Here is a 24,074-nt window from a genome sequence, read left to right as displayed (position 1 = left end):
CTTTTTGCATCAATACACGGTCAGTTAAAGAAATCCTCAATTACATAAGCCGCCGCATTATAGCTCAGTGGATCCCGTTTCCTATAGTCAAACAGCACCGCGGTCTTCCCCGCAAATACCTCAAGATGAGCCATTTTAATCAGCTGTCTCGCCTCAAAGCCCTCGTATCCGTCGCTTAAATAGCGGTGCTTCACCGCCTCTTCTGCGAAGAATTCCCGCACCTGCTCCTTGAACGGAGTCTGATCTTCAGCGAAATCCGGGCGGCTCTTTAAATTCTCCCTGAGATACAGGTCATATACCATGAGCCGTCTGTACACTGCCGCTTTCCCCGGAATGTGTTCCGCCACAAAGCCGTCTAAAATCTCATATCTTGCCATACGGCTGTGGCTGGCCCCCGTCAGCGTGTGCGTCTCATAATACTCCGCCAGATCAGAGAACAAGTCAAAGGTTGTATTAAATTCCTTCACCAGTTCCTTCATGGTGACGGTAAACTGTCCGCTGTTCTTATAGACCTCCACCATCTCTTCCACGCCCTTTAGTTTAAGCAGGCTCCCATAATCGAGCCATTTCGTGCCCAGCACCTCGTAGGGCTGCTTAGCGCTGTAGACCAGGCCGTAGGCTTTTGCATTTTCAGCCATAAAAGAACCCTTCAGGACCTTTAAAAAGCCCAGCTGCAGCTGATCCGGCTTCATCTCATAGACCTCGTTAAAGGAATTCCGGAAGCTCTCATAGCCCTCGTAAGGCAGACCCGCGATCAGATCGAGGTGGCAGTGGATATTGCCAAACCCGTGTATGCGTTCCACCACCGATTTGAGGCGGTTTAAATCCGTCTTCCGCCTGATCTCGCGGATGGTATCCGGATTCGTACTCTGTACGCCGATTTCCAGCTGAATTAATCCGGGACGCATCCCCGCCATCAGCTCCAGTTCCTCCTCATCGAGCAGATCCGCGGATATCTCAAAATGGAAGTTTGTCACCCCATTATCATGCTCTGTAATGTGGCGCCAGATCTCCATGGTATGCTTCTTGCTGCAGTTAAAGGTTCTGTCCACAAACTTCACCTGGGGAACCCTGCGCTCCAAAAAGAAATCCAGTTCCCGTTTCACCAGCTCCATGCTTCGGAACCTGACCGACTTGTCCAGAGAGGATAAACAGTAGCTGCAGGAAAACGGGCACCCCCTGCTGCTCTCATAATAAACAATCTTATGCTCAAAATCATCTAAATCTTCATACGGAAATGGAATAGCGCTCATGTCCACCGCTTTTTTCAGGGGCCGGATAACCGGCTCCCCCTTCTCATTCCGGCAGGCCACTCCGTCGATCGAAGAAAAATCCCTCCTGCCGTCCGCGTAAAGCTTAAGCACCTCCAGAAAGGTTTCCTCCCCTTCTCCCATCATAATACCGGTAACTCCCGGCTCCCTCCGAAGGACATCTGCCGCATCATAAGAAACCTCAGGACCTCCCAGCCAGATCTCCACTTCGGGGAGAACTAACGGAAGGTCCCGCACCAGCTCCATAACCCAGGATATATTCCAGATATAGCAGGAGAAGCCGACCATATCCGGCTTTCTTAAGTAGATGTCCTTTAAGATATCCCCCATCTGGTTGTTGATCGTATACTCTCCCAGCTCCACCGAGATTTCCCGCTTCCTTAAGGCGTCAGAGGGATCGCGCTCCATCTGTCTCTCCGCATAGGCCTTCAGGCTGTAAATCCCGGGGTTGGAATGAATATATTTGGCATTCAGCGCCGCTAGCAAAAACTTCATAGTTAATCTAAACCTCGATTTCTATCTTCCGGCCTGTCGGCTGATACTGGTAATACCGCACCCCCGCCGCGTTCAGCATGCGCTTGGAGGCATTGACCGCCGGCGTCCCGTCGTACTTATCACTGCCGTAGACGATCGTCTTTATTCCCGACTGGATGATGGCCTTTGCACATTCATTGCACGGAAACAGTGTGACATACAGCTTGGATCCCTCCAGACTGCCGCCTCTGTAGTTTAAGATGGCATTTAACTCGCTGTGGGTGGAGTAAAAATATTTTGCGTTATACGGATCGTCCTTCTCGTGTTCCTTTCCCCAGGGAAATTCATCGTCGGAGCATCCCTTCGGAAATCCATTGTATCCCATGGACAGGATCTTGTTGTCCTGGCTTACGATACACGCTCCCACCTGTGTGCTGGGGTCCTTGGAACGCTTTCCGGATAAAATGGCAACTCCCATAAAATATTCATCCCATGTAATATAATCTTCTCTCTTCTCAGTCACTGACATGATCTCCTCCTTGTAATGAGCACTTAGCGGACGTCTTTTGGCCGCTTACGTGCGATACATGTCACTGGCACTTAGTGAGGTCTTTTCGAGCTTAGTGCAGTGACTTTAATCATATGGTATCCCGCCGCCTTCTTCAGACGGTTCATAATCGCCTGTCCCAGATGGTCGGCCGAAAAACTCTCTGAATAGATGTAATCCGCCTCCAGATCATCAAATTCCCTTAAAACAGCGTATAAATTATGGGCAATGGTCTCCTCCCTGGCGCGCAGCCCCAGGCTTCTCACCATGCCATCCGGGTACAGCTCCATGGTCTCGTCCGTGCAGATAATTCCCACGCGGTACCCCGCCTCCAGCTTCTTCCCGGCCAGATGGTTGATGGTGCGGACCACATCGGCGGGCGTCCCCTCAACCAAGGTCAAATCAGCCTTCGGCGCATAGTGCTTATACTTCATCCCAGGCGCCTTGGGCTTCACATCGGCGTTCATCGGGCCGTCACCGGTAATCGCCGGATCGAGGCCGATCTCCATGCCCAGCACCTCGCCGGCCATCTCCTGTGTGATGGCTCCCGGGCGCAGAATCACCGGATACTCCCCGGACACATCGATAATCGTGGATTCCACACCGATTCCCACAGGTCCGCCATCCACGATCATGTCGATCTTTCCGTTCATGTCCTGCCATACGTGATCCGCCGTCGTAGGGCTGGGCCGTCCAGACGTATTGGCGCTGGGGGCCGCTACCGGTACACCGGCAAGACGTATGAGCGTCATGGCCACCGGATCGCTGGGCATGCGGACCGCCACGGTATCCAGACCTCCTGTCGTGCCGTATGGAACGGCGTCACTCTTAGGAAATATCAAGGTCAGCGGCCCCGGCCAGAATGCCTCCATCAGCTTCCCCGCCGCCGCCGGAATCTCCGCCACCAGGGGCTTCAAATCAGAAAAATCCGCGATATGTGCAATCAGCGGATTGTCCGAAGGTCTTCCTTTTGCTGCGTAAATCTTCTTTGCCGCTTCCTCATCGAGGGCATTTGCCCCGAGCCCATACACGGTCTCTGTGGGAAATGCCACCAGACCGCCCTCCCTTAAAATCTCCGCTGCTCTCTCCAGCTTTCCCGCATCTATCCTGTGCGTATCTTCTATTATAATTCGTTCCGTAACCATCTTTCTACGCTCTCTTTTCTCCAGTACTGCGCTGCGTAATTAACGGTGAATAGCGGGTGCTATATTCACTGTTAATTGCGCAATGCAGTACTGGCTTCTCTCAGACAGGGGCTTTCCCCCTGCATACTTACTGCTTATCATAGCACAACCCTAAGTCGCATGCAACTTTTTACTTGACTTTACAGCTTTGGTTCAAATTTACTTTTTACTGCAATTCATCCTTGTAATACTTGCGGAATCTCTGTAATAATGATACCATAAAAGGGATATTATACCGGGAGGACAATGAAATGGCACTCATCATACCAGAAAACTATGACCCCCATCTCACCGTACGTGAGACGCAGGAGGCCATCAAATACATACGTGACACCTTTCAGAAGGAATTTGGAAGGGAAATGAACCTGGAGAGAATCTCCGCCCCCCTCTTCGTGGAGAAGAGCAGCGGTTTGAACGACAACCTAAACGGCGTAGAGCGCCCCGTCCAGTTTGACATAGCTGGAATTCCGGGCGAAACCGTCGAAGTCGTACACTCTCTTGCAAAATGGAAACGAATGGCTCTTCACGAATACGGCTTTCTGCCGGGCGAGGGCCTCTATACAAACATGAACGCGATACGGCGCGACGAGGACCTGGATAATCTTCATTCCTGCTATGTAGACCAGTGGGACTGGGAAAAGGTCATTACGAAAGAGGACCGCACCATCAAAACATTAAAAGAGACGGTCCGCACTATTTTCAAGATTATCAAGCACATGCAGCATGAGGTCTGGTATAAGTACCCGAACGCTGTCAACCATCTTCCAAAGGAGATCACCTTCATCACGTCCCAGGAGCTTGAGGACCGTTATCCCGACAAGACTCCGAAGGAGCGGGAGAATTTAATCACCAAAGAGTACGGCTGCGTCTTTTTAATGCAGATCGGTGATAAGCTGGCCAGCGGCGAGCCCCACGACGGGAGAGCCCCTGACTACGATGACTGGCAGTTAAACGGAGATATTCTCTTCTGGTTCGAGAACTTAAACTGCGCCCTGGAGATCTCCAGCATGGGCATCCGTGTAGATGAGAAATCCCTGGAAGATCAGCTCCAGAAGGCGGGCTGCGAGGACCGCCGTTCTCTGCCCTACCACCGCATGCTCTTAGAGGGACAGCTGCCTTACACCATCGGCGGCGGTATCGGCCAGTCCCGTCTGTGCATGCTTCTCCTAAACCGCGCCCATGTAGGCGAGGTACAGGCAAGCATCTGGCCAAACGACATGATCGAGGAGTGCCGGCAGCATAAGATATTCCTGCTGTAACCGGATACATACGCTTTCACTCCCTGCCAAACAGGAAGAGCGGGCGACAAGGAAGGAAATTGGCTCACGGATATAATGGAGTCTCCTTCCGGTTGCCGGCCCTTCTTTTTTTTGGAGCCATATTTCCAGGCTCTAAAACAGGGCTTGTGTCAAAAAACCTCTCCGCTGAATATTATGATATTGTAAGTAAATATTTTAGGGGCGTAATTTTATCATGAATCTACAGGGACAAGATTTAGAAGTATTGAAAGAAGAGGTATTAAGATCTCTTGAAGGAAAATCCGACTATGAGAAACTCGAACTGTTACGAAAAAATTTTAATATTGATTGGGACATGCCCAGATGTGGAGAGCGCAGATCGTGCAAAACGTGGTATGCTCAGGTTTTCACTTATTGCAGTACAAGCGAGTTAGAGGAAGAACTGAATTTTTTCTTATTCCTGATCAACCTTTTTGGCCGTATCTTCGGTTTTTGCTTCAACCATGAGAGTACCGTATATTTGGGCTGTATCTGCCCATGTGGAAATAAACAGACCATCTTGTATTATACAATTGCATTTAGAGACTGATCCTTTTCCGTCATTGGACAGACATTTAAAGCGGGTTCAAACTATCTGAACCCGCTCTTTTCCATGACCAATTTCAATTACCATTATCTTCCGTTCAAATACTCCATAATCCCCATATGTATCGTCCAGGCCAGCCGGTCCTGATACTCCTCGGAATTCAGCATGGCCGACTCATTCCAGTTCGACAGGAAACCGCACTCCACAATGACAATCGGTGTCTTCACATGGAGCAGGAGGAAATAGTTGTCGTTGGCCTTGGCTACTCTCGTATTCTTGTCACCCAGGACGAAGTCAAACCGCTTCTGCAGCGTCTCCGCCAGCTTCTTTCCTTTCTCTGATCCCTTGTAGTAGAACACCTGGCCGCCTGAGATTCCCTCCTGATGATAGCTGTTCTGATGGATGCTCACCGTCAGCGCCGGACTCGTCTCATTGATAATCTGACAGCGCCGGTTCATGTCCGCCATCTTTTTCTTGCTGTCCTTTTCCGTATAGAGCCCCTGGTCGTCTTCACGTGTCAGGACCACCTGGACATCGGAGGATTCCAGATAGGCCTTCACCTTCCTGGCAATCTTTAGATTAATGTCCTTCTCGAGGCTGCCATCCACTCCGATCTTCCCGGGGTCATTGCCTCCATGGCCCGCATCGATCACCACAACCGGCCGCTCTTTCCCGGAGATTACGTTGACTCCCGCCGCCATCCGGCCTGCCTGGCGGGATACGACATAGACCATAACCAGCAGCAGTACCGCCAGATACGGTTCCAATTTTGATAGTTTCACTTTGCCTGCCTGATTCGTATTCTTATTGAATTATATCTCCCGGCAAAATAAAAAAGAACCAACTTTATTCCACTTCCAGCGAATTATAGTCTTTTGTGGCATCCCTGACGATCGATTCTAAGTACTGGCTTAAGATACTGGGGTATCCATTCTCCCCCCACAGCTTGTATCCGGCCTTTTCCGTAGCCTTATCCTTTATCTCCACGGCCTTTCCCGCATAGCAGGCAGCGTTGATCTCCGCGTATACCTTTGCCATCTGATCCTTCTGGTGCTTCGTGAGGCCGTCAAAATTATTCATGCGTTCAAATTCATCCTGAGCCTGATTGTAGAATACCCGGTTCAGGAACTCTTCCGAGTACGCTTTAAAATTCAGCAGGTTCTTATCCGTACTCCCCTGCTCCTTCGCCCAGGCTTCCATATCGAGGGGCACTGTATGATACTTAAAGCTTCCGTCATCACCGTAATCCAGCATTCCATACTGGCACGGCGGTGTCGCCAGCGAGCTGGTGACGATCTCATAGATCCCGTAGTCCTCATCTTCACGCATAAAATGCTGCACATGGAGATGGCCGCTTAAAAATAAAGGCACATCCCAGCTGTCCAGCTGGTCGATCAGCTGCTCGCTGTGCTCGATGGTACAGTCCTCCACATAGACCTCGCTCTCATCCAGCAGATTATGGTGCCCCACAGGTATCACATTCATGCCCAGGTCCCAGGCATCCTCCATCTGATCTTCAATCCAGTCGTACGTCTCCTCCTGAATCATGCCGCCGACCTGATTATATGGCGTATACTGACACGTATCCAGCATCAGCGCCCGGTTATAGTCATCAATCTGATATACATAGCTGAGCGACGCAGAATCGCGGCTCACCGCTTCATCATATCCGAAATCCTGGTAAATCTCCGCGAAGTCCTCCGGGCCGATATGCGCCGTTCCCAGAGCCTGCGCTCCTGTAAACTGCGCCGCCGCGGTGTTGTTGATATCGTGATTCCCCGGGATCACAATGACGGGGATCCCCGCGTCCTCGATCTCCTTCAGCTTCCTGGCGAAATCGAGATGGCTGTCCCTCTCCCCGTTCAGTGTTAAGTCCCCTGACAGGATCACGAGATCCGGATCCTCTTTCTTCACCGCTTCAATGAACGCATCTGTGATCTCCCATATGTAGTTTACGACTTTTCCGTCCCCATGTTCCACCTTATACTTGAATCCGTCTCCAAAATCCGTCAGTCCGCGGGAGAGATAATGGATGTCTGAAGCCAGAAGAATCCGGCAGCCTTCCTCAAATTTCTGCTCCGGAGGTTTTGCAGTGGGGTCATCCACTTCGTGGGGAAATTCCTCAATGGTAGGAGGCACCGTCGTCTCGGCCGGTGTCTGAGGAATCTCCTCACTTTCCGTCTCTGTCGTACTCTCCGGTTCCGTCACCGTCTCCGACACCGGGCTTTTTAAGGAACACCCGGTCATAATCGTACAGATCAGCGCCGCATACAATGCTGTTCTCTTTTTCATAACTCTGAACCTTCCTGTCTCTTTGCGATGTTCTACTCCTGATCCATCCGTATCTCATCCCACAGTTCGGCGGGCTCGAAGCCAAGCTTCCAGCAGGCAACTCCAGCCAGATCATACTTCCTGATCAGGTCCATCTTAAGCCCTATGGAACGTTCTTCCTCCATCCAGACTTTTTTCGTCCCCTCCTCAGTTTTCAGTTCCCCATAATATTGTCCCAGCTCCTCCTGCCAGTACAGTTCCACGTTGTTCTCCACGGCCCATTCTTTGGCTTTGGCGATGCCAAGAGCCACTGATGATGTCTTTCCATCCGCAGCCTCAGTCCAGACTCTCGTATACAGCGGAATGGCATTGATCAGCTTTTCCTTCGGAACCTGTTTTAACGTATTGGCAATGCCATCATTCACATAGCCGACCGAAGCTACCGAACCCGGCTCGCCGCCGGCGTAATGCTCGTCGTATCCCATAACGATGACATAATCGGCCACAATTCCCTGTTCCTTCCGGTTATAGAACTCATTGCCGGCATAGGGAACGTAATTATCCACGGACAGCACGATCCCCTCTTTCCTGCAGGATACAGAGAGTTCTCTGATAAACTGGATATAGTGAACTCCGGCTTCCTTCTTAATTCCCTCGAAATCCAGATTCAGCCCGTCCAAATCATACTTCTCCACCTCGGCCATCAGCTTCTCAATCAGCTTCTGCCGCGTGGAGGTCTTCGAAAGCAGAACCTCCGTCTGCACGTTGCCGCTGAAATTATTGATAAGGGCCCACACCTGGAGCCCCATGTCATGGGCTTTCTGTACATACGAAGCATCTGCATAGGAATTGAATCCGCCTTCGTTGTCGGTCAGCTCATACCAGGTCGGAGAAATAACATTCAGTCCCTTTGTATTGGCGATCAGATTATCAAAGGAGGCGTTCCCCTCCGGTTTCGTAACCTGGTGCCATGCCATGCATACCGGCTCATCGAGAGAAATATTCTTATAGACCGGAGCCACAAATGTGCTCACCGGCGCCTCGCTCCGGCTCTCGCCCAGACGCTTATGCTCCACGTACCCGATATAGCCGTCCGGAGTCCGCACCTTATCCCACTTCTCCATGGTCTCCAGCACGGTCACCTCAGACCCTTTCTCAACCCTGGTAACGATCGGGCTCTTGATTCCGCCCTTTTCCCGGACATTCCCCTTGCCGTCCGCCACGGCCTTCGTCTCCTCCGACCAATCGTTATTTACGAAAACGCGCTTGTAATCGGCCAGATCGAAGACGTCAAGCCGAATATCCGTATAGTTGGCAATGAGTCCCAGCGACAGATAGACGCCCTCATCATTCACCCAGATCAAAGGCTTTCCCGTGCTTCCCTTTGTCGAATGATCCGCATAGACAATGGACTCCGGAAGCGCGTAAACCAACAGCTTTTCATGATTATCCCAGTAAAATCTTTCGTTGAGTTTTTCATTTACCCATTCGATCGGAAGATACGTCTGTTCTTCTATATAGATTCCTTTTGCTTCCTGAAGCTCATTATTCAGAAACACCGCCACATTGTCACCGCTTACACCCAGCAGCTTTCCGATGTCGGCCTGTTCCTTTGATGGTGTATATCGTTCAACCAGCCGGATGCCAAAAAAACCGGCAATTACCAGAACAATCAGTCCCAGTGCCACTAGAAATGGCACCACTCTCCTTTTCATTTGCATTCCTCCTGTAATGGATGTAAGTCATAAAAACCCCTTTGGAATATACTATACCACACTTCAACGGGAAATTGCTTACATTTTCATTACATTGCAAAAATTCCCCTGTCCCGCCCTGGCGCGCCGTTTCCCTGGCTGATGGCTGAAGATGGTATCCGCGCGCCCCATGTTTGATTCATTTGTGGTAGACCCTGTCAAACCGGATCTCGGTCAGTCTTCCCGTCTTGTCATCTGAGACAAAATCGGCCATATAAAAGGAATTGTCCTCCCTCGCCTCAAAAATACGGTTCCAGTCCGGCTCGGTGCATACCTCGCCGTCTATTACGATGGGAATTCCCCGTTCACGGTAACGTTTCAGGCCTGCTATGTAACTGTCTTTTCCATTTTCATTCATACCGCCCTCCGTGTGCAGAAGCGGCAGGTTAAGCTTCCACAAGGCTTCTGTTCGTGACACATCCTCCTCCTGCCGCTATAAAATCTGCTGATAAAATTCCATGACAGTTTCTGTGACAGTAAAGGCATCTACTGAAACCGGAACCCGCCGGATTGAAAGTCCAAGCTCCTTTTCCATATTTTTTCTGGTCTCCTCGCTTCCAAACACTGCAAGAGTCTCCCAGCCCGTACCGGCCCTCTTCCATGCTCCGGCGGTTTCCAGAAATGCTCCTGTCTGCCACTCACTTAAGCCTGCGAGAAGAAATTGCCTGTCACATCTGAAAAATTCCTCCTGATTTCCTCCGGCAGCGGCCCCATAATCCACAATTACCTCCTGATAACGGAGTTTTTTGCACAATACCAGGGTCTCTGTCCCCGCATTCCGATAGTAATCCACGTCCAGAATGCGGAAGCTTCCGCGGCAGCTGCTGTTCTTTTTTCCAAGACAGCTCTCCTCCAGCCGTTCAAACGCCCCATGGTCATTCCACTCGAGCACCGCACAGCGCCTGCGGCAGATACCGGTCAAGTACCCGGCCATCGTGACCGCAGTGTGGGTCACCCCCACAGCCGGTCCTGCCCCGATCAGCCCAATCAGACGCTGTTCTGCGAATGCCGCGCCTTTTCGGGACGCCTTTGTACGAATGAAATGTTTTTTATGACTCGTTCTCATGTGCTTTCCCCCTGGCTTTTCCGGCTGCAGTCCGCAGAAAATCGACTGTTTTCCGCAGCTCCCCACATACATGGTTCCATGAAGAAACCAGCAGACTTCTCCGTCTCCCCGCCGCGTACTCTCCTACATCCAGCGCGAGTTTCAGCGATTCCAGCACCTGGCAGTAAAATCCTCTCGTGCCTTCATACGCTCTAAACGGGTCTGCAAAATACGGCGCCCGGAAGCAGCGGCTCCGTTCGATCGCCTCCGGCGGCTTTACCCTCGCAGATTCTGCCAGGTGATTATAGACCGCCGCATAAGGTATCCGGCATTCCGACACGCGCTTCAGAGCAGACGATGCCGCTTCCCGGCTCCACTCCCGGCCGTCGCAGACCAGGATCAGCGCGTCCGGTTCCGCAGCCAGAGCCGCCTCCACCTCATGCCCATAGTCGGCAATCATAAGGCCGCAGGAGGGCATGGAAAGCTTGACACTCGGTCCGTAGGCCGGCTTCCACACAAAGCCATGGTACTGCATCAGGCCGCAGCGGTCTCTCAAAGCACCCGTAAAGGTACCGAGCTCCGCTCCCATGCCGGATCCGTTTCTTTCTTCATACAGATTGGGATAACCAAGATTTCTAAGACAGACTGACAGGCCGACGGCTATATGAGTCGTTCCGGCCCCCGCTTTGCTTCCCGCAAGCGCGATCATAAGAGGTGATGGTTGTAGACAGGCGTTTGCAGCGGCTCCCCTTTGCTCCAGCTGCTTTAACCGTTTGTTCAGTTCTGATGCCGAGGAAAAACGCCGTTCCCGCTTTTCTTCCAGGCAGGTCCGGATGATGGCGGCAAGCTCCGGCTTCATCGCAGGCACCGGTTCATAGGGCACCGCTGGAAATGCACCGGTATAAAGATAATGGAGGATCACACCAATGGCATATAAGTCTGTCCGTTCATCCAGCTTTCCGTTTTTTTCGTACTGCTCCGGCGCGGCGCATCCGACGGTTCCATACCGGTCCGCGGCCGCATTCGCCTCATCCGTAAAGGCAGCATGGTCAAAGTCGATCAGCTTCACGCTTCCATGGCACACCAATAGATTCCTCGGCTGTAAATCCAAATATAACAGGGGGGTTGTTCCTGCGAGATGCAGGTAATTCATGATGTCAGTAAGCTGGATTCCATAATGGATGACCAGCCTCTGCGGCAGATAACCCTGGCTCTTTACCAGGTCATAGAGAGATTCTCCTTCCAGATACTCTTCGATTAAATAACTGTAATTCTCGTCTTCTTCTACATCGTATACAATGGGGATTCCCGGATGGCGCAGCTCCTTCAGAATTAATGCTTCACGCCTGAACTGATCATATTCCAAAAAACTCTTCGGCACGCGCTTGATTGCGCGGTATTCGGAAAGTCCAAGATGAACCGCCAGAAAAACGGTTCCAAGACGGCCGGTCCCAAGGATACGGTATAGCTGATATTTTCCAAACAAAACGGTGTTTAATTTTACCACCTCCTCTTTGCCTGTCCAATATCGCCTCTTAAAGCCTATTCTAATCTATCATACCCAATTTTTCAACCATTTTTCATAAATCCCTTAAATTTATATAAATTTTTTCACATAGTAATTGCCTTTTGGTTATATTATATAGTATAGTTATGTTGAGGAAGTATGTAAACAATCATTCAACATTTTTAAAAGAACAGGAAGTGATCCTATGAAGATAGAACGTATTAATGAAAATCAGATTCGCTGTACACTGACCAGTTTCGATTTAAGTGTCCGAAACTTGAATTTGGGCGAACTGGCTTACGGCAGTGAAAAGGCCCGCAGTCTGTTCCGCGAGATGATTCAGAAAGCATCTAACGAAGTGGGATTTGAAGCCGAAGACATTCCTCTCATGGTGGAAGCGATTCCGCTGTCCAACGAAAGCGTCATGCTCGTCATCACCAAGATTGAAGACCCCGAGGAGCTGGATACCCGTTTTGCCAAGTTCTCCCCTATGACCGACGATGATCAGGACTCCATGTTAAACGATCTGGCGAGCGAGCTCTTAGAAGGTGCTGACGGTCTCCTGGGACTTTTAAGCGCAGACAAGAAAGATAAGGAAGAAGCTCCCGCTCCAAAAGAGGAGGCAGCAGCCAGGACCATGAGGATTTACTGTTTCCAGAGCCTGGACCAGATATCGGAGGCGGCCCGTGCCGTTGGACAGGTCTATGATGGAGAGAATACATTATATAAGAAACCGGAAGTGAGACAGTATTACCTCGTCGTAAAGAATACATCGGAGAGCTCACTCGACTTCAGCCGTGTCTGTAATATTCTTGCAGAATACGGTACCAAGATCCGGCAGGATTACGCTTCTGAAGCGTACTACAGGGAACATTACGAGGTGCTGATTGAAGGCCATGCCCTTCAGTCTCTTGCAAAGCTCTGACCCGTCCCCTTTGATTCATAGTACTTCATCACACAAAGAATAACCCGGAGGCACATCGTGTCTCCGGGTTTTCTTTTATTCAGCCTCCAACGCCTCCTGGAAGAAGCCGGCTATGAGATCCAGTGTCACATCGGTTTCCCTGCACGGAATCAGAATCCAGTCGTGGCACATGCCTGCCGCCTTCCGATAGACGAACTCCGTACCGCTTACCTTCTCCATCTTCTCTGTGAGCAGTTCGCAGTCAGGCGTCAGTATCTCCTCCTCGCCGGAAAACATCAGAACCGGTCCCAATCCATCCATGGTCCCGTAGATGGGGGATACGAACGGGTCCTCTATATCGAGGCCCCCGCAGTAGCGTTTTCCGGTCTCCATCAGCTCTTCCACCGGGAGTATATGCTCCGTCTTTCTGGCGATCTTGATCTTCGGGTTCGTCAGGCTGATATCCAGCCAGGGAGACACCACCGCTGTTCGTAACGGCATGGGGCAGCCGCCCCGATCGCGCAGCTCCTGTAAAAATGCCAGGGCCAGTCCGCCTCCGGAAGAGTCCCCAAACAGGAAAAACAGATCGTCCGGATATTCACTCACCAGCCTCTCATAGGCTTCCATGAGAATGATCCGGACATCCACCGCCGTATATTCCGGACAGAGGGGATACTGGAAAACAGATACCTTCATGTGATCGAGAATCGCGAAACGCTCCGCGATTCTCCGGTGGTGTTTCCCCGGTTCCAGGGAATACGCACCGCCCGGAAGCATCAGGATATGACCCCTTCCCGGGTAGCTCCCATTGATGGTAACGCCCTTAAATCCCCTGATATCCCAGTTTTTCACCCGCACCTTCTTCGTAAAGCGTACTATGTCCAAAGCCCCCGTGTTTCTGGGTGGATTATGAAGATTTTCCGCCATATTTCTGTCCGCCTTACAAAGCCGTGCCAGAAATCCCGCCATCGATGCCTTAAAACTCATGTTCTTCGTCTCCTTCGTAAACGCGCGTCCGTCACGCTTCCGACGCGCTGCACACCTTGTTCAACTTTCTCAGCTCATAGACAACAAACAGGCTCACAATCACCGCTGATGCAACGTCTGCGATTGGTCCCGCATAAAGGATTCCGTCCAGGCTGAAGGTCAGCGGAAGAATCAGGATCAGCGGAATCAGCAGAAGCAGCTGGCGCAGCATGGACAGGACCGAGGCCTTGAGCGGCTGTCCCGTAGACTGGAAATAGCTGGTGGATACAACCTGAAATCCAGCCGTAAAGATACCCAGCATGTATATCTTCAGGCACTTAATTGCAAACTGTGTAAATTCTATATCCTGTGTTCCAAAAAGACTCAGAATCTGACCGGGGAATATCTGACAGGCCAGCCAGCCAAGTATGGAGACCACGGTTGCCGCTGATATTGCCAGTAAGTACGTTTTTCTCACACGCTTCGGCTGGTTCGCCCCCTTGTTAAAGCCGAGAATTGGCTGGGATCCGATACCGATACCGATACAGATGGAAATCAGGATCATGCTGATCTTGTTGACGATACCCATAGCGCTTAAGGCCACGTCACCGCCGACTGTCGTCTGGTTTCCATAATACACCAGTGAATTATTCATGACAACCTGTAAAATAGTGGATGCCACCTGAGTGATTCCACTGGAAATTCCCAATGGAAGAGCCCGGACACAGATTTCACGGTCGAGGCGGAAGGTCTTCCTGCGCAGGCGCATATTTTTCCCCTTTTTAAGGAAATAAACGACCAGAACGACTGCGGAAATAATCTGCGAAGTGATCGTTGCTACTGCCGCGCCGCTGACTCCCCAGTGGAAAACGAAGATGTAGATCGGATCAAGGATCGTATTTAAAACAGCTCCCACCAGGAGGGCATACATGGAAAGCGCCGGACTGCCATCCGTTCTGGACATATTGCTCAAGACAACGGAAAGCATGTTAAACGGAGTACCGATCAGGATGATAGAGGTGTACTGTCTCGCATACTCCATTGTATTGACCGTAGCGCCGAAGATCTTCAGCATCGGTGTCATGAACAGGAATCCCAGCGCCATGACAACCGCACTGGATATCAGGGTCAGGATAAAGACTGTTCCCAGCGTCTTTTCTGCATCCTCTTCCCTCCTCTCACCCAGCTTGATAGCCGCGTACGCACTGCCGCCGGCCCCCAGAAGAGTGGACAAGGCTAAAACGATCGTTACAATCGGGAAGGCGATGGTTGTCGCCGCATTGCCGAGATAACCGATTCCCTGTCCGATAAATATCTGGTCTACAATATTATAAATGGAGTTTACCAGCATCGAAATGATGGCGGGCAGCGCAAACTGCCCAAGAAGCGCTCCAATTGGGCGGTATCCCAGTGGATTGCCCTTTTTTTCTACTTTAGTCTGTTCCATAAAATTAAATCATTCCTTTCCTTTGTTCGCGATAATATGCCTGTATGAATTATCCGCCATGCGGATCAAAAATGCCTCAGCCGAGTCGCGTTCCTCTTCTGTAAATCCCTCCAGCATAACCTCCGTCAGAGAATCCACGCTGTTTCTGGTTATATCCACGACCGTTCTCGCCTTTTCGGTCGCGTAAATATGGCGGACACGCTTGTCCTCACCATCGGTTTCCGTCCGCACGTACGCCTCTTCTTCCAGCTTCTTCACCGCCCTGGTCGCAGTCGCCTTGTCGAAGCTTCCGTTGGAAGCCAGCTCCTGCAGGCTGATTCCGGGATTTTTAAAAATCTGCAATAAAAAAAACTGTTGTCCACAGCCTATTTGATAAGAGGATAATTCATTTGCAAAATAAATGTTGCTTAACCTCTGGAGAATCGAGATATACTTCCCGATTTCCCGGTGCTTGTTCAAGTCTTCCACCCCCATATTCCGCCTGGTTCTCTTTCTACCGGACGGAGTTATTTCGCTTTCAGCGCTGCTGTATATGGTAACATAAAATAGTTGCGTATGCAACTATTTTTTTCAGCGTTGTTTCTTCATCCTTGTTTTTAAATAACTGATGTCATTCAGCCAAATAAAAAAACAGGCGGGTACTGGCTGCCTCCGCCTGTTTTCAATGATCATAGCTGATTTTTCAACTGATAACAGCTAAGCTTCCTCAGCCATCTCCACAGAAAAATAATGCATGTTCCAAACTGCCAGGGATAAGATTAAGATCATCAGGCCCGCCTGCAATGCTTATACGCAGCAGCGTACGGCTTTGCAAAGATCCGATGTCCACAGCCCCTACTTCCGATAAAGCGTCCGTTCTCTGCAACCAGCATCCCCCTTAGATAAACCTGTTCCGGGCGCCCTGTTATTTCAAAGCCTTCAAACGTCTCATAGTCAATGCCTTCCAGATTATCCTTCTGCGTTATAATTCCGTGATAATCCGGATCATATATCACGAGATCCGCATCAAATCCGGGAGCAATCTGTCCTTTATTTACAAGTCCTGCGTTTTTTGCCGGGGTGCTGGCAATCAGATCCACAAACCGCTGTTTAGATATACGCCCTTTGGCCACTCCCTGACTCCATAGCACTGAAATCCGGTTTTGAACGCCAGGGATTCCATTTGGTATTTTTGTGAAATCCTCCAGTCCCTCTTTTTTCTTTTCAAAGCCTCCGGCCAAAGCACAGTGGTCCGAGCTGACTGCATTCAGCCAGCCTCTGTCTATTCCTTCCCACAATGCCTCCTGATGCTCTTTTGTTCTAAGGGGCGGCGCACAGACGTATTTTGCGCCTTCAAAATCCGGCAGAGCAAGATAAGAGGTATCCAGCACCAGATAATGGGTACATGTTTCCCCAAACACAGACTGTCCTCCGGCATAGGCCTCCCTGACCGCTTCCATAGCTCCTTTTGTAGATACGTGAACAATAAAAAGAGGAACATCCGCCACTTGCGCCATGGCAATTGCATGACGAACCGCATCTTCTTCCGTAACCGGCGGTCTGGAGTAGGAATGGTTGACCGGTGCAAGATGCCCTTCCGCCTTTAATCGCTCCGTATAAAATGATATCATATCCGGATTTTCCGCATGAACCATCATGGTAATTCCGTGGCGTTTACTCTCATTCATCACCTTAAGGATTGAAATGTCTTCCATGAAGAAGGGAGTTCCTTTGTATGCCATAAACATCTTCACACAGGATACACCATGTTTGGGAAGCTCTTTTATCTGATCCGGCGTATCCGGCTGCATATCCATCACCATGGAATGAAAACCAAAATCCACGCAGGATATGCCGGTGGCCTTAGCCGCATGTTTTTCAACTGCTGTTCCCAGAGAATCACCTTTCTCCTGAGGAACAAAGTCAACAATGGTTGTCGTCCCTCCGACTGCTGCCGCCTCTGTTGTTTCAAACAGTCTTCCCCCGAAAGAGCCAAAATGAGTATGCTCATCCACGCCTCCTGGGAAAATGTACTTGCCGGATGCATCAATCATATCATCGGCCAATTGATCCAGGTTCTTCCCAACGGCCACTATGGTTTCCCCATCAATCAGAATGTCTCCCTTAAATTCGGATTCCGCAGTCAAAACTGTACCATTTTTTATCAGCTTCATAGCATGTCCTTATGAAATCGAACGATTTGCTCTTTTCCTGCTTCCATGGAAGACTGAATAAGATCTTCACTGTCGTCAGAATTCATACGTCGGAAAATCAGTTCCACCAGCATTGGCACATTCGTCCCTGAAATAACATTCAGCCTCTCATCCGAAACAGCGTAAGTAACTGCCGATTTAAACGGAGAACCGCCGGTAATATCCGTCATAATTACTATTTTTTCACAGTCCTTCAGATTATCCAGCTTTTCCCTGTAGTCATCCTCCAGAGCTTCCTGTGATTCTCCCTGCAGAAAATCAATATACTCATAGTTTTCCGGTTTTCCAACTACCAGCTCCAGCATGCTGGTAATACCCGACGCGAAATTTCCGTGCCCTGCAACAATGATTCCTATCATAATTTCTCCTCATCTCTGCTGTTTTCACGCAGTTTCCGAGCTGTCTTCACACCTTCCATGAACTGTCCAGCCCGTTCCGGGTCAATTGGATTTCTCATGTTTCCATTTTTTACCCATGTTCCCACACTGACGCCATCGTAATACTGCAGAATCTCGCTGATATTATCCCCAGTTGCGCCGGAACTTAAGAAAATAGGAATTTTGCTGCCCAGACGTTTTCGTACACTCTTAATAATTTCAATACTCTCTTCGCAGCTCTGTCCCCCCAAAAAGAGCCCGTCTGCAAATGCATTCATCACTGTGTCCCATGCATTGTCAACAATGCTCTTTCCCGCCAGCTGTTCATAGTGAACTTCCTGTACATCCGCGTAAACCGGAATATGGGACCCGATTCTTTTCTTAAACTGGCAGATGTCCACGCACTGTGCTTCCAGCATACCGGCATACCCGACTTCCACTCCGGTATAGGTGTGCTCCACCCGGATAAAATCTGAGCCTGCCGCAGCTGCCACTGCCAACGAAGCTACGCCATCCCAGTTGACCAGAATCCCCTGTATCATATCCGGGTATTTTCTTCTGCACTCCATTGCCAGAGCGGTCATATAAGCAACCGTCTCCGGGAGTGCCTGCTGCCGGACAGGCGCATCGTTCCGGTTCTGAATAATATATCCGTCAAAACCATTGGCCTGAATCATCTCAATTTCTTTTAATGACACAGCCACAATCTCTTCAAACGGCATTCCATCATGCCGAAAACTTCCCGGAAACGGCTCTGGCTGTATCATGGCCAGTGCCACTGGAAATTCTTTACCACACATCATACCGCTCTCACACCTCCTCTAAAAAACGCGCATATTCCATCGCCTCATGAAAGAAGGCAGAAGACGGAATAATCCCCTTCTCGGTAATTAATGACCGGATGTACTCCGGAGCAATTTCCAATAGCTTAATCCCTCTAAAATCTACCCTTTCCTTCGCCTCCGTATCCCACGCTCCTGCCAATCGGGGACCGTAGTCAAACGGCATGGGCGACAACCTGTTATATCCATAGACAGGCCGTGTATCCACCTTAATCATCGGAGTCAGTACATAAAGAGGTATCCCGATCTGACGGCACAGAATGGCCAGTATATCCGACCCTACTGTGTTAAAAACCGTACCATCAGGATAAACGGTTTCCGCCCCCATAAATGCTGCCTGACACTTTTTTAAAGCTACCAGCATCGTTGTATCAGGAATAAAATGAACCTCGTGCCCCGCTTCTACCGCGGTTTTTACGAAAGGCCTCCCCCCATCAAGCGCCCGGCTCTCCGGTATATAGATGGTACGTTTTCTTCCCAGTTCCGCAACAAAACGATCCACTGTACTGGAATAGTCAAAAATCATAATCGTATCCAAGTTTTCCGCAATATGAACACCATAAGAGATCAGTGTGTCCATATCCTTTGCGGCCTCCGCTCCGTAAGCGTTAATCCGATTTGCAATACGCTCCCGTATCTCCCGTTCCCCTGCGTTCTCAAGGTCATCCAGGCCTTTTATATAATAGCATATCGCGTTATAAATCGCCCGGCTCTGCTGCCCTCTTGTTTCCATAAAGAAGCGGGCTATTTCTCTCACCTTATAGAGAACGCTTTTTCCATTCTCCGACTCGTCCTCAGCAGTCAAAAGCATAATTTCCCCTATCATACGAATATGATTATTAGCACCGAGGACGCGGCTGTTTACGATATCGTCAAACAGTTTGGACGACTGGTTATTCAACAGTTGTCGCACTTCTTCTTTATTCATGATACTCCCTCTTCCCTATTTATATTGTAGCCAGCTACTCAGCCGTGCCTCCTCCTGCCTTCGAAAAACAGGAAAGCAAGCGCTCTGCGTTCTTGCAGAACATGCACTCCTTCAGTTCTTCAGGAAGCTTAAGTAAATCAAAGGTATGAACCGAACATACCGTCAGTTTATCCGGATAGTGGCTTCCAAAGAGAAAACGTTCCTTCGGTATCTGACTGAAAGCCTTTCTCAAAATAGGAAATTCGTACATACAGGAGGTTTCCACCATCAGATTCTCATATTGGGGAACCAGCTCCACGCAGCCATAGCCAAAGTCCGTGGTTCCCATATGAAGAAGAACCATCGTCATATCGGGATGGCGTTTGGCATAATACGCCCATTGCGCCGGCATGGTACGGCAGCCCCAGCCCGTGAATACATTCACAGGCATGTGGTTTGCCGCCGCTATTTCGATAATCGTGTCAAGAACCGGCATAGTCTCCGGATAGTAACAGTGTTCCATGGAATCCAGCTCGATGGTTTTAAAGTATCCGGAAGCCGCAATTCGTTCCATCTCTTCAACACAGCCGCGTTCCTTCGGATTAATCACTGCAGACCCAATGATCCGATCCGGATTGGCTTTTACCAGCTCTGCCACTGCGCTGTTCTGCTCTCTCGTGGAAAATCCGGCAAGCGCGGATACCACACGTTTATCAATCTGGTTTTCCTCCATGTCCTGAAGCAATGCAGCCGTATCATATTGATTTGTATCCCGATCCCATTTTATATGGGAATGATAATCAATAATCATCTTTTACTCCTTAACTATCCTAAAATTCCAACCGCATATCCGGCAATACCTACCAGCATGGTAACCAGCATCAGAACTACCGGATTCATTTTCTTCTTGTCCATCAGCCACAGCATCAGAAGCGTATACAAAAGCGGAAGAATGCCCGGAACGATCCCATCAAGAGTGGACTGAAGGCTTACCACCGTCTCTCCGGCTTTGTAAGTCCACGGAACGTTAATCGTTACAAACTTGTACACAAAACCACCAATAACTGCGTAAGCAGCAATTCCTGCCAGTCTCGTCATCTTGTCGATCAGACCGGAACTCTGCATGGCACCGACAAATTCAACACCCTTCTCGTAACCTTTAAAAATGCCAAAGTAACGGAGAAGCTGACCTACACCTGCCATAACAAGGACAAAGAGCAGCGGCCCCACCATACTGCTGTATCCGCTGGCAATCACCATGGATACTGCCAGGCCTGCAATAATAGGGCGCAGTGTTCCATGGTAAAGGGAGTCACCGATTCCCGCCAATGGCCCCATGAGCGCTGCCTTTATGGCGTTGATGCTGACCGGATCAATATCATGCTCATTTGCGTTGCGCTCCTCCATAGCTGCCGTTACACCGATGACGAAATGGGAAAGTCTCGCCTCTGTCAGGAAAAGCTCTGTATGACGCCTGTATGCTTCTTTCTTATCTTCTTCATTCTTATATACCTTTTCAATCACCGGCATCATGGAAAACGCAAAGCCCGGCGCCTCCTGCTTTTCGTAGTTAAAGCCGCTTACGAATGCCTGGGAATAGATATACATCTTCAGCAGATCTTTTTTGTTAAGTTTTGTTAAATCGGTATTTACAGTCTGATTTCCTGCCATTATGCTACCTCCCTGTCCATTTCGCGATAATAGGCCACAGCCACACATACAACTGCAATCAGTGTGATTCCAATCGGATTAATATTCAAAAAGCTGGAGAAGAAAAATCCAATCAGGAAATAGTACCAGATATGTTTCACATTAATACACTTCAGCAGCAATGCAAGTCCGACAGCACCAATCATTCCGCCGCCTACAGCCAGACCGTCGATAATAACCTTTGGAATTGCATTGATAATTGCCTGGACCGGTCCTGCGCCTAAATAGATTGCCAGGAAAACAGGTACAGAGAACAGTACGAAATTGAATACATTCGGCAGAATAAGGCAGTTCATGGTAATCCCCGTTCTGCTCCCCCGCTCGACAGCGGCCTCAAGCCTGTGCTGAGTCCATACACAGAGCACCATATTTCTGAAGTACATGCCCATCTGCCCTAAAATTGCAAGCGGCAGCGCGGTTGCCAGTGCGACCTCGGTACTGCCTGAAATACAGGCAAATGCAGTTGCAATAATCGTGCTGAATGTCTCCTCCGGCGGAAGCGCCGTACCGACAAATACCTGCCCCAAAAACATCAGCTCAATCGTACAGCCTACCATCAGACCCATCTTCAAATCCCCCATGATCAGTCCGATAATCGGTCCTATTACAATTGGTCTGTATGTAAAGAACTGTGTACAATACTTATCAAAAAATGTCAGCCATGTAACCAGCGCTACAAGGACAGCTTTCACTAACAAACTCATACGTTTCTCCCTTCTCCTATTTGGAAATGAGTGCAAGTCCGTCTATGGACTTATCATTTGGTACCGCCCTCACATCAAGTCTTATATTTTTTTCTGCAATCGCCGTTAAATTTGCTATATCCTCAGGCTCTACGTAAATATAAGGCAAAAGGCGTTTTCTCCCCACCGTTGAACGGGCATTGCTGATATTCCCCACATTAACACTCTCAATATAAAAGCCCCGTTCAAATAAATCTAATGCCGTTTTCGGGTTCCTTACGATCAGCAGTACTTTTGTATCCGACTGATCTGTCTTTAAAAGCTCAGCCGCTTTTTCAACTGATACAATTGTCAGTTTGATTTTCGCAGGAACTGCCAGCTTCAAAAGCATCTGCTGAGTCGGGTCCTTTGCCGCCATATCGTCGGCCACAAGGATCTCTCCAGCTTTCGAGTCCGATATCCACGCTGTCACAATCTGTCCGTGAATCAGCCGGTCATCAATTCTCATGTGTGATACAACCATGATGCTGCTCCTTCCTTTTCCATAACTTCTCGGCGTTCCTGTAAAATACTAACTCCAACTCCGATTCGTTAAGCCCCAAATGATACAACTTCTCGATTTCAATATTGGTCGGTTTATATGGCCAGTCGGTTCCAAACAGAATTCGTTCCGGTCCCAGAACCTCCACTGCTTTTCTAAGTATGTCAATTTCCATATTCGCTGACGTCTCTACCCAGAAGTTATCCAGATCCCGGATTGCCTCTATACAGCTGTATCCAAACTCCCGGCCGCAGACATGGGTAAATACAAACCGCATATCCGGCCTTCGCTTCGCATGTTCGATCCAGACAAACGGTGTACACAAAGGGCTTGCGCCTCCATGAATCTGAATATGAACTCCATATTTTCCGATCTCATCAATTACAGGACCCAGACTCGGGCAGTTCTCCACTGCGTAGCCGTGCTTCCATGACATGAACTTTACTCCGTTCATCTTCATGTCTCCCAGCGTCCGGTGAATCTCTAAAAACGCATCCGGAGCCTTGGGATCAATATCCGCGTAACCTTCAACAATACCCGGATACTGGCACATGGCTTCATAAACAAGGTCGTTCTGCGGCCTCATACCGTTTCCTGATAAAGAACAGATACCCACTTTTGTGATTCCAAACTCCCCCAGCTCCTTTACCAGCTGATCCGCGTTGTTCGCGTCTCCTGATCTGGTCTTCCCCAGATGTGAATGGAAATCATACCTTTTCACCCGTATTTCCCTCCCCTCTTACATTGGTAATATGAATATAGTATTTGTAAGAATCCGACAAGTAGGAATTCTCCGAAAATTCCACCGGTCTTCCGTTCATGTCATATGTAACCCGTTCCTTGTAGACCAGAGGCTTGCTTTCCTCCAAAAACAGCTCCCTTCGAATCTCAGAAGTCGCCATCTTTGCTTCCAGGGTCTCATCCGCGCTGCCAAGTACAATTCCATGCTGTTCTAAGTACTCATACAGCGACGTCGTAGAATCAAAGTCCTCTCCCCTGAGTGCAAATCCCAGACGGCCGCTGACATACGTCTCGTTCAGAGCAATAATACGCCCATTAAGCAGCCTGAGCCGCTTTAGGAAGTAAACCTTTTCCCCAGTTTCCACCTGAAGCATCTCTGCAATCTTAACGCTCGCCTCCACTTCCTTGCAGTGCAGAATGATAGAACCCGGTTTATCCCCCTTGACCTTAGCATCACCGCTGAAGCTGTTGAATACAGACATATCACGTTCCTTTTTCTGCGGGCATACAATCGTTCCACGCCCTTTCCGCTTAATCAGATAGCCATCATGTTCCAAATCTGATATCGCTCTGCGAACTGTAATCCTGCTCACTTCAAACATCTCCTGCATTTCTTTCTCTGACGGAATGATCTCATTCTCTTTATAAAAGCCCTCTGCTATCCTTTCTTTTATATAAGAGTACAACTGCTGGTGAATCGGTACCTTAGAATCCTTATCAAGCCTGATGGATTGTTCCATATGCTCCTCCTTGTCTGTGATGTTATAATAACATGTTATAACATGTTTGTCAACATCTTTATCTATTTCGTATATTTTTTATGATATCATTTTATCATATATGGAAAATAATTACAAATGCGTTAAACTTATCATAACAGGCAACCC

At 49.3% G+C, this 24,074-nt stretch carries 24 protein-coding genes; 2 read left to right on the top strand and 22 right to left on the bottom strand.

Annotation, left to right across the window (positions count from 1 at the left end):
• Positions 1–20: 20 nt before the first annotated feature.
• From M1L66_RS02845 to M1L66_RS02835, 3 genes are all read right to left on the bottom strand, one after another.
• On the bottom strand, positions 21–1,766 hold the full coding sequence (locus M1L66_RS02845; protein WP_187022708.1) for a B12-binding domain-containing radical SAM protein: 1,746 nt from the start codon (positions 1,764–1,766) through the stop codon (positions 21–23).
• A 7-nt stretch (positions 1,767–1,773) separates the two neighbouring features.
• Positions 1,774–2,268: a deoxycytidylate deaminase gene (locus tag M1L66_RS02840; protein WP_025529060.1), complete on the bottom strand. Its 495-nt coding sequence runs from the start codon at positions 2,266–2,268 to the stop codon at positions 1,774–1,776.
• Between the two features lie 77 nt (positions 2,269–2,345).
• Positions 2,346–3,437: an L-threonylcarbamoyladenylate synthase gene (locus M1L66_RS02835; protein WP_187022709.1), complete on the bottom strand. Its 1,092-nt coding sequence runs from the start codon at positions 3,435–3,437 to the stop codon at positions 2,346–2,348.
• 290 nt (positions 3,438–3,727) lie between these two features.
• Here M1L66_RS02835 and asnA point away from each other — a divergent pair, with 290 nt between their 5' ends.
• The gene (asnA, locus tag M1L66_RS02830) at positions 3,728–4,735 is read left to right on the top strand and encodes an aspartate--ammonia ligase (RefSeq protein ID WP_187022710.1); all 1,008 of its coding nucleotides are present in this window, start codon (positions 3,728–3,730) and stop codon (positions 4,733–4,735) included.
• Positions 4,736–5,386: 651 nt separating this feature from the next.
• Here asnA and M1L66_RS02825 read toward each other — a convergent pair.
• From M1L66_RS02825 to M1L66_RS02800, 6 genes are all read right to left on the bottom strand, one after another.
• Positions 5,387–6,082: an N-acetylmuramoyl-L-alanine amidase gene (locus tag M1L66_RS02825; RefSeq protein ID WP_349768977.1), complete on the bottom strand. Its 696-nt coding sequence runs from the start codon at positions 6,080–6,082 to the stop codon at positions 5,387–5,389.
• Positions 6,083–6,146: 64 nt separating this feature from the next.
• Positions 6,147–7,592 carry a metallophosphoesterase gene (locus M1L66_RS02820; protein WP_434690679.1) on the bottom strand — a complete coding sequence of 482 codons (1,446 nt, stop codon included), beginning with the start codon at positions 7,590–7,592 and terminating at the stop codon, positions 6,147–6,149.
• Positions 7,593–7,624: 32 nt separating this feature from the next.
• Positions 7,625–9,286: a glycosyl hydrolase family 18 protein gene (locus tag M1L66_RS02815; protein WP_187023663.1), complete on the bottom strand. Its 1,662-nt coding sequence runs from the start codon at positions 9,284–9,286 to the stop codon at positions 7,625–7,627.
• Positions 9,287–9,464: 178 nt separating this feature from the next.
• Positions 9,465–9,743, bottom strand: coding sequence for a hypothetical protein (locus M1L66_RS02810; protein ID WP_349768976.1), 279 nt, complete (start codon positions 9,741–9,743; stop codon positions 9,465–9,467).
• 15 nt (positions 9,744–9,758) lie between these two features.
• Positions 9,759–10,391, bottom strand: coding sequence for a hypothetical protein (locus M1L66_RS02805; protein WP_434690677.1), 633 nt, complete (start codon positions 10,389–10,391; stop codon positions 9,759–9,761).
• A complete protein-coding gene (locus M1L66_RS02800) occupies positions 10,375–11,877 on the bottom strand; it encodes a serine/threonine protein kinase (protein ID WP_434690674.1) in 1,503 nt (500 codons plus the stop codon). Before M1L66_RS02800 ends, M1L66_RS02805 begins: the two co-directional genes overlap by 17 nt.
• A 205-nt stretch (positions 11,878–12,082) precedes the next feature.
• Between M1L66_RS02800 and M1L66_RS02795 the strand changes: the two genes are divergently transcribed.
• Positions 12,083–12,802 carry an adaptor protein MecA gene (locus M1L66_RS02795; protein WP_055657846.1) on the top strand — a complete coding sequence of 240 codons (720 nt, stop codon included), beginning with the start codon at positions 12,083–12,085 and terminating at the stop codon, positions 12,800–12,802.
• Between the two features lie 75 nt (positions 12,803–12,877).
• On the opposite strand, the gene M1L66_RS02790 is transcribed toward M1L66_RS02795, so the two are convergent.
• The 13 genes from M1L66_RS02790 to M1L66_RS02730 all read right to left on the bottom strand — a co-directional run bounded on the left by M1L66_RS02790 (position 12,878) and on the right by M1L66_RS02730 (position 23,927).
• Positions 12,878–13,768 (bottom strand): alpha/beta hydrolase fold domain-containing protein, encoded by an 891-nt coding sequence (locus M1L66_RS02790; RefSeq protein WP_434690672.1) that lies wholly within the window; start codon positions 13,766–13,768, stop codon positions 12,878–12,880.
• A gap of 31 nt (positions 13,769–13,799) precedes the next feature.
• Positions 13,800–15,194, bottom strand: coding sequence for an MATE family efflux transporter (locus M1L66_RS02785; RefSeq protein ID WP_187023658.1), 1,395 nt, complete (start codon positions 15,192–15,194; stop codon positions 13,800–13,802).
• A gap of 9 nt (positions 15,195–15,203) precedes the next feature.
• Entirely contained in the window at positions 15,204–15,668 is a 465-nt protein-coding gene (locus tag M1L66_RS02780; RefSeq protein WP_434690669.1) for a MarR family winged helix-turn-helix transcriptional regulator, read from the bottom strand.
• 293 nt (positions 15,669–15,961) lie between these two features.
• Positions 15,962–17,347: a dihydropyrimidinase gene (gene hydA, locus M1L66_RS02775; RefSeq protein ID WP_434690667.1), complete on the bottom strand. Its 1,386-nt coding sequence runs from the start codon at positions 17,345–17,347 to the stop codon at positions 15,962–15,964.
• Complete coding sequence (gene agaF / locus M1L66_RS02770; RefSeq protein ID WP_187023656.1) at positions 17,344–17,745, bottom strand: PTS galactosamine/N-acetylgalactosamine transporter subunit IIA; 402 nt, start codon at positions 17,743–17,745, stop codon at positions 17,344–17,346. Before agaF ends, hydA begins: the two co-directional genes overlap by 4 nt.
• Positions 17,742–18,566: a BtpA/SgcQ family protein gene (locus M1L66_RS02765; protein WP_187023655.1), complete on the bottom strand. Its 825-nt coding sequence runs from the start codon at positions 18,564–18,566 to the stop codon at positions 17,742–17,744. The genes agaF and M1L66_RS02765 overlap by 4 nt, the downstream gene beginning before the upstream one ends.
• A 7-nt stretch (positions 18,567–18,573) precedes the next feature.
• The gene (locus M1L66_RS02760; protein WP_434690664.1) at positions 18,574–19,533 is read right to left on the bottom strand and encodes an initiation factor 2; all 960 of its coding nucleotides are present in this window, start codon (positions 19,531–19,533) and stop codon (positions 18,574–18,576) included.
• A 34-nt stretch (positions 19,534–19,567) separates the two neighbouring features.
• A complete protein-coding gene (locus tag M1L66_RS02755) occupies positions 19,568–20,323 on the bottom strand; it encodes an amidohydrolase family protein (protein ID WP_187023653.1) in 756 nt (251 codons plus the stop codon).
• Between the two features lie 14 nt (positions 20,324–20,337).
• Positions 20,338–21,183 (bottom strand): PTS system mannose/fructose/sorbose family transporter subunit IID, encoded by an 846-nt coding sequence (locus M1L66_RS02750; protein WP_055657860.1) that lies wholly within the window; start codon positions 21,181–21,183, stop codon positions 20,338–20,340.
• Positions 21,183–21,926, bottom strand: coding sequence for a PTS mannose/fructose/sorbose/N-acetylgalactosamine transporter subunit IIC (locus tag M1L66_RS02745; RefSeq protein ID WP_187023652.1), 744 nt, complete (start codon positions 21,924–21,926; stop codon positions 21,183–21,185). The genes M1L66_RS02750 and M1L66_RS02745 overlap by 1 nt, the downstream gene beginning before the upstream one ends.
• A 16-nt stretch (positions 21,927–21,942) precedes the next feature.
• Positions 21,943–22,428, bottom strand: coding sequence for a PTS sugar transporter subunit IIB (locus M1L66_RS02740; protein WP_002601980.1), 486 nt, complete (start codon positions 22,426–22,428; stop codon positions 21,943–21,945).
• Complete coding sequence (locus M1L66_RS02735; protein ID WP_187023651.1) at positions 22,403–23,167, bottom strand: amidohydrolase family protein; 765 nt, start codon at positions 23,165–23,167, stop codon at positions 22,403–22,405. Before M1L66_RS02735 ends, M1L66_RS02740 begins: the two co-directional genes overlap by 26 nt.
• A complete protein-coding gene (locus tag M1L66_RS02730) occupies positions 23,154–23,927 on the bottom strand; it encodes a GntR family transcriptional regulator (RefSeq protein ID WP_187023650.1) in 774 nt (257 codons plus the stop codon). Before M1L66_RS02730 ends, M1L66_RS02735 begins: the two co-directional genes overlap by 14 nt.
• Positions 23,928–24,074 lie beyond the last annotated feature (147 nt).

The organism is Hungatella sp. SB206, from assembly GCF_051132295.1.
GTDB lineage: Bacteria > Bacillota > Clostridia > Lachnospirales > Lachnospiraceae > Hungatella > Hungatella effluvii.
Note: the sequence above shows the minus strand (reverse complement) of the source record. Positions and strands in the feature narration are given on the sequence as shown.